Raw genomic sequence first — 5,471 nt, forward strand, 5'->3', positions numbered from 1 at the left:
AATGGCCATTTACGGTAAAAACCTTGGAGCAATTCAAAGTTTTCTGTCGGTGCTTCCGCGACAAATTCTTGGAGTGCCGAACCAACACCATACCAAGAGGGGAGTAAAAAGCGGCTTTGCGTCCAGCTAAATACCCACGGAATCGCTCTGAGACTGGCGAGATCGCGTTTGCCACCGCGCCGTGCGGGACGGGAACTAATCTGGAGATGACTGATTTCATCGATCGGTGTCACCTGATGAAAGAAGTTGACTAAATCTGGACAATCATAAATCAGCCCGCGATAATGGCGGCGCGATCGATCGGCAAGATCTTCCATCACTTCATTCCACGGCTCGATATCGTCGATTCCGCCAGACATCAAGCTAGTTTTAATGACTGCGCTAGCGACTTGCTCTAAGTTATAGAGTGCCAACTCAGGGAGCGAATATTTAGAAGCAAGGACTTCTCCCTGCTCGGTAATCTTGATCCGACCGTTGATACTTTGTCCTGGTTGGGCTAAAATCGCCTCGTGAGACGGCCCGCCGCCTCTGCCGACGCTGCCCCCGCGTCCGTGGAAAATCCGCAGCTTCACGGCGAATTGCTCGGCGATCGACTGGAGCGATTTTTGCGCTTTGTGGATTTCCCAGTTACTACTGAGGAAGCCAGCATCTTTATTACTATCGGAGTACCCCAGCATCACCTCTTGGAGATCGGGGACTAGTCCGGGAATCGCTGTCTCGGGACTGGGGTGATAACCACCGGTTAACGCCGCTCGATAGAGGGGCAACTCAAACAGCGACTGCATTACGCGGGGGGCTTTTTTGAGATCCTCGACGGTTTCAAATAATGGTACTACTTGCAGGCTGGTAATCCCAGTTGCAGGATCGTATAAACCTGCCTCCTTAGCCAGCAGCATCACTTCGAGAATGTCGCTGACATCTCGATTCATGCTAATTACATAAGTTTGACTGATTTCGGGGCCAAATTCTAGATGGAGTCGGCGCAGCATCCGAAAAGTTTCGACGGTTTCGACGGCTTTGGGCGAGAAAGGGAGTTCGCCTGGGATTAACGGACGCCGGGTTTGGAGTTCGCGCACTAGCCACTCGACTCGATCGGCTTCCGAGAGATCGTGGTAGGATTGGGGCAAAACTTGAAGATACTCGGCAATTTCGGCGATCGTATCGGCATGACGACTACTCTCTTGGCGGATATCTAGTTGCGCGAGATTAAAGCCATAAATTTCCACCTGACAAATCAGCGTTTCTAGCGCCTGACAAGTTAATCCGGTTTGCTGTAAGCTCTGACGGATTAAGCCCAACTCTTTGAGAAAATCTGCCCCAGAGTGATAGCAGGTATAGGGATTGAGATCGGTTTGGGGAAACTGTAAACTGTCCCAATCTGATACTTGTCGCGATCGATCTAAGGTATTGGCGAGTCGCTCGATCATATAAGTCAGTTTGAGTCGATACGGCTCCTGACGATAGCGAATTGACAACTCATCATAGATTTCTGGGAAGTGCGCTTTATCTTGTTCGAGCGATTCCAATAATTCGGGTAAGACATTACTCCAATGCAGCGATAGGCTCAGAGAGTTAGTCAATCCCCGCACGCATTTAATATACTTTTTGAGGACGATTCCCCGCTGATAACAGGCGGTTTGCCAGGTAATTTTGGGCGTTACCGAAGGATTGCCATCCCGATCTGAGCCTACCCACGATCCAAACCGACAAAACCGATTGCTGGGGGGATTGAGATGGGGAAAAGACTGTTTGAGCGCGAGATTTAAGCGTTGGGATAGTTGGGGAATCGCATCGAATAACACCTCTTCAAAGTAGTGGAGCGTATAGTCTACTTCATCTAAAACTGTCGGTTTGAATTGATGCAGCTCATCAGTTCGCCACCACAGCAAAATTTCTTCTAGTAGTTGCCCTTCGAGTTCGGCAACCTCCCATGAAGATTCAATGCCCAACCGCGCCATTTCTTCCTCTGCACGATCGAGTTGTTCGAGGATTTTAGCCACTCGGCGCTGCTTGTCCCGAATTGTATGGCGGACGATTTCGGTAGGATGCGCGGTAAATACCAAGCCGATATCCAACTCATCAAAGAGGCGCTGTACCTGTTGAGGTGGTACTCCGGCTGCTTTGAGCATGGGAAATAGCGCCGTAAATGTCCCGCGTTCTTTTGGCGCGATGGTGGAAGCTTGCCAATTTTTTTCGAGCAGTCCAGCACCTAACGGCGGCACATTTTCAGGATGATGATGGGTGCCGGGATTTGGGAGAGGGACTGAATACTGAAGTGATAATTTCAGTGCTAATTTTTGTTCGCACTGTTCGTAATGTTGCTCGACAATATTAATCAGTTGAAAATACAGCGCGAAAGCGCGAGCAGCGCGGATCGCATCTTTGAGATCGAGCTTTTCGATCGTTTGGTGAACTTCTGAAGACAATGGCTCGGAGGTACTGCCATCCGACGCACACATCTCCCGCAATTGTTTGAGCAGAGTGACTAGTTCTTGACCGCAAGCATCTCGCAGTACTCGCTCCCACAAGTCTTCAATGACTTTGAGTCGATGGTTCAGGGACAAGTTGGATGGAGTAGAGACTAGCAATTCTGGTGCCGAGATGTGAGTTAGCGGATGCATATAACAATTGCTCGCGGGATGGACGTGGGGTGAAAAAACTACCCAAGGCAATGCTGCTAGCCCCACTCCAATGGCATGGCGACGGCAGTTGACCTCACGATGAAAATTTTTGGCTTCGCACTAGCATTGCGAACTATAGACTGCTGGCGATCTTGCTTGCTGGGCAAAGTCGCTCCCATTGTATCAAACATTTGGAGAAGACAATATCTAGCCCAGACTCTAAGAGTGCTACACGATCGGACTTACCTGCGGTATTTGTCACACTGCTGCCACTGCTAAATAAACTGCCTAGAACCAACGATCGCGCCTCATCAATAGAGGTCAGAGGCTGGATCGGTCGAGCCAGAATCTAGCCCTTCGCCATCGGTATCGGCAAAATGTAACACGGGCAATCGATCGCCCCGAAACATTTCTTCACTGGCTATTCCCAACTGTTCGAGAAAACTACCAGCAGCTCGAACGCTGACGATCGCACTCAACCAAGGGGCAGCAACGATACTAACCAATAACGATGGTGAAACTGCCGTACGTGACGACGATGACGATCCTGACATATTAGTAGTCATAAACTCTTAAAGTGCGCGAGGACAAACTGCTCTGAAGTCTGACAGGGTAATCAGATCTTTGAAGTTCGAGCCTTTACATCATAGTCGAGTTCCCGAATCTGTGCCTGTGACAATCGATACAACAAAGTAGGCAAGAGTTAGGGGATAGGGGATAGGGGGTAGGGAATAAGAGGTCTACTAACGGTTCGAGCCGATCGAGCGATCGCGAGATCCGGCAACATGGCTTCTAGACTGAAGAAACCGGACTCGTTCGCGTAGCGTCTCCCTGGAGAATCGAACGGCAGATCCCCCTTGTCAGCCCCAAATTCGCTGGCTCGATCGATTAAATTTCAAAAAAACTCTTGGCAATGTTAATTGTGATGGGTAGTTGCGGGTAATTTAAGTAGGAGAGTAATTGAATGTTTACATACTTCGGATCGAAACTCGATCGAGGAGCGCTAACACAGTTTTTTCCGGAACTTTTCTACCCAGTTCCAGCGTACATTATCCCCCGTCTTGGCTACTTCTTCCTAGTGGCGTATTCCAGGCTATGAGTAAAAAAAATATATGCTTAATCGATTAAAAAATCTATTTCCTCAGCGAGGCAGTGGAGTGGCGATCGAACTTGGATCCGAACGGATCAATATTGCCCAACTCCAGAAAAAAGGTGCAGTTCTGACTCTCAAACAACTCTGTTTCGCGGAAGTTCCCGAAGGAATTTTTGAGGAAGGGCGAATTATCAATCCTCAAGAGTTAGGTGAGTTGATCCGAACGACATTAGCCGACAACAAAATCAAAGCAACTCACGTTAGCACCTCCGTGCCAATGCGAGAGTCGGTAATTAGATTGATTCCCTTACCCGCTGAATTAAACGATCGGGAAGTTCGCGATCTGATTCTCAACCACGAAGCAGCATTATATTTACCATATCCTCGCGAAGAAGTCGATATCGACTACCAAAAACTCGATTTAGTCACGGATGACGATGGGTTGGATAAAGTTCAAGTGATGCTGGCAGCCACCCGCAAAGAAGTCACTGATAGTTATATCGAAACCTTTCAATATGCTGGATTGTCAGTCAAAGTTCTGGAAATTAGCAGCTTTGCAGTACTCAGAACGATCAAAGAACAACTGCGTCAATTTGCCCCTCAAGAAGCGGTAGTGCTGATCGATATCGAATTTGACTGTACCGAAATCGCGATCGTGGTCAATGGCATTCCCCAATTCAATCGCACCGTGCCGATTGGGACTTTTCAATTGCAAGAAGCGCTCAGTACAGCCATGAATCTCCCTCTGAGTAGAAATTCGGATGCACTGCTCGATATCACCATTCCCGATGTCCCAGTCAGCAGCATGGACGATCGCAGCCAAGCCATGACGAGTATCAATCCTGGGATGGCAGCCATGATGCGAATTCTCACCGAACTAGCCGATGAAGTCCGCCGCAGCATCGAGTTTTATATGAGCCACAACGGGCAAGAACTCAAGCTCGAACAATTACTGCTAGCTGGGCCTGGTGGCGGAATCGGACAACTCGACCTATTTTTCACTCAAAGATTGAGTATTCCCACTACCCAAGTCGATCCGATCGGTGGATTGGGTTTGGAGCCTGAGATGGATATTCCGATCGGTCAACGCCCTGGACTCGGTGTAGTCCTGGGATTAGGAATGCGCGAGGTTTGAAAAAATGTATAGTATCGATATTAATTTACTGCGCGAACGCACTGGCGACCCGACAGGGCAACAGAGCGAATTCATTACCAATACCAACATTACGCCTACTGCCAAATATGGCAAGGTACCCTTATTTGTCGGCATCGGGGTCGCCGCTTTGAGTCTCCTGGCAACTGGAGGTGGCTGGCTATTCCTCGGTCAGCAAGCGACTCAACTTGAAGCTAAACAAAAAGACTTAGACCAAAAGTTAGGCAGTCTCAAAGTTCAAGATGCCCGACTGGCAGAACTCAACGGACAACTCACTCAAATTACCGATCGCACCCAATCGCTAGCTAGCGTTTTCAATCAGGTGCAACCTTGGTCTGCCATGTTACAAGACTTGCGCGAAAGCATTCCTCAAGGTGTCCAAATCGCCAGTGTCGTCCAGTCTGAAGTCAAAGGTGTGCCAGCACCAGTAGCCCCAGCCGCCGCACCCGCACCACCTAGTGGTGGTCTAATCGCCAAAGTCTCTACTCCCCCCAATCCAGAAGCCAGCCCGAAACCAGGTACAACACCAGCAGCGGCTACCCCCGCTCCGGCTGGCACTGCTCCAGCAGCACCTCCCGTCGCTAGTACTACCCCCGTCGCCACC

General features: G+C 49.4%; 5 protein-coding genes. 2 read left to right on the top strand and 3 right to left on the bottom strand.

Features of this window, described 5'->3' with window-relative positions; translation table 11 throughout:
- The 3 genes from ppc to RMO35_RS16175 all read right to left on the bottom strand — a co-directional run.
- Window positions 1-2,621 (bottom strand): phosphoenolpyruvate carboxylase (ppc, locus tag RMO35_RS16165; protein WP_309742353.1); only part of this gene is annotated, 2,621 nt, incomplete at its 3' end.
- Between the two features lie 56 nt (window positions 2,622-2,677).
- A complete protein-coding gene (locus tag RMO35_RS16170) occupies window positions 2,678-2,812 on the bottom strand; it encodes a hypothetical protein (protein ID WP_309742354.1) in 135 nt (44 codons plus the stop codon).
- Window positions 2,813-2,932: 120 nt separating this feature from the next.
- On the bottom strand, window positions 2,933-3,187 hold the full coding sequence (locus RMO35_RS16175) for a hypothetical protein (RefSeq protein WP_309742355.1): 255 nt from the start codon (window positions 3,185-3,187) through the stop codon (window positions 2,933-2,935).
- Between the two features lie 546 nt (window positions 3,188-3,733).
- Here RMO35_RS16175 and pilM point away from each other — a divergent pair.
- Both pilM and RMO35_RS16185 read left to right on the top strand, forming a co-directional pair.
- Entirely contained in the window at window positions 3,734-4,849 is a 1,116-nt protein-coding gene (gene pilM, locus RMO35_RS16180; protein WP_309742356.1) for a type IV pilus assembly protein PilM, read from the top strand.
- A 4-nt stretch (window positions 4,850-4,853) separates the two neighbouring features.
- On the top strand, window positions 4,854-5,471 hold a 618-nt coding region (locus RMO35_RS16185; protein WP_396135685.1), incomplete at its 3' end, for a PilN domain-containing protein.

This window comes from Chamaesiphon sp. OTE_20_metabat_361 (assembly GCF_031364565.1).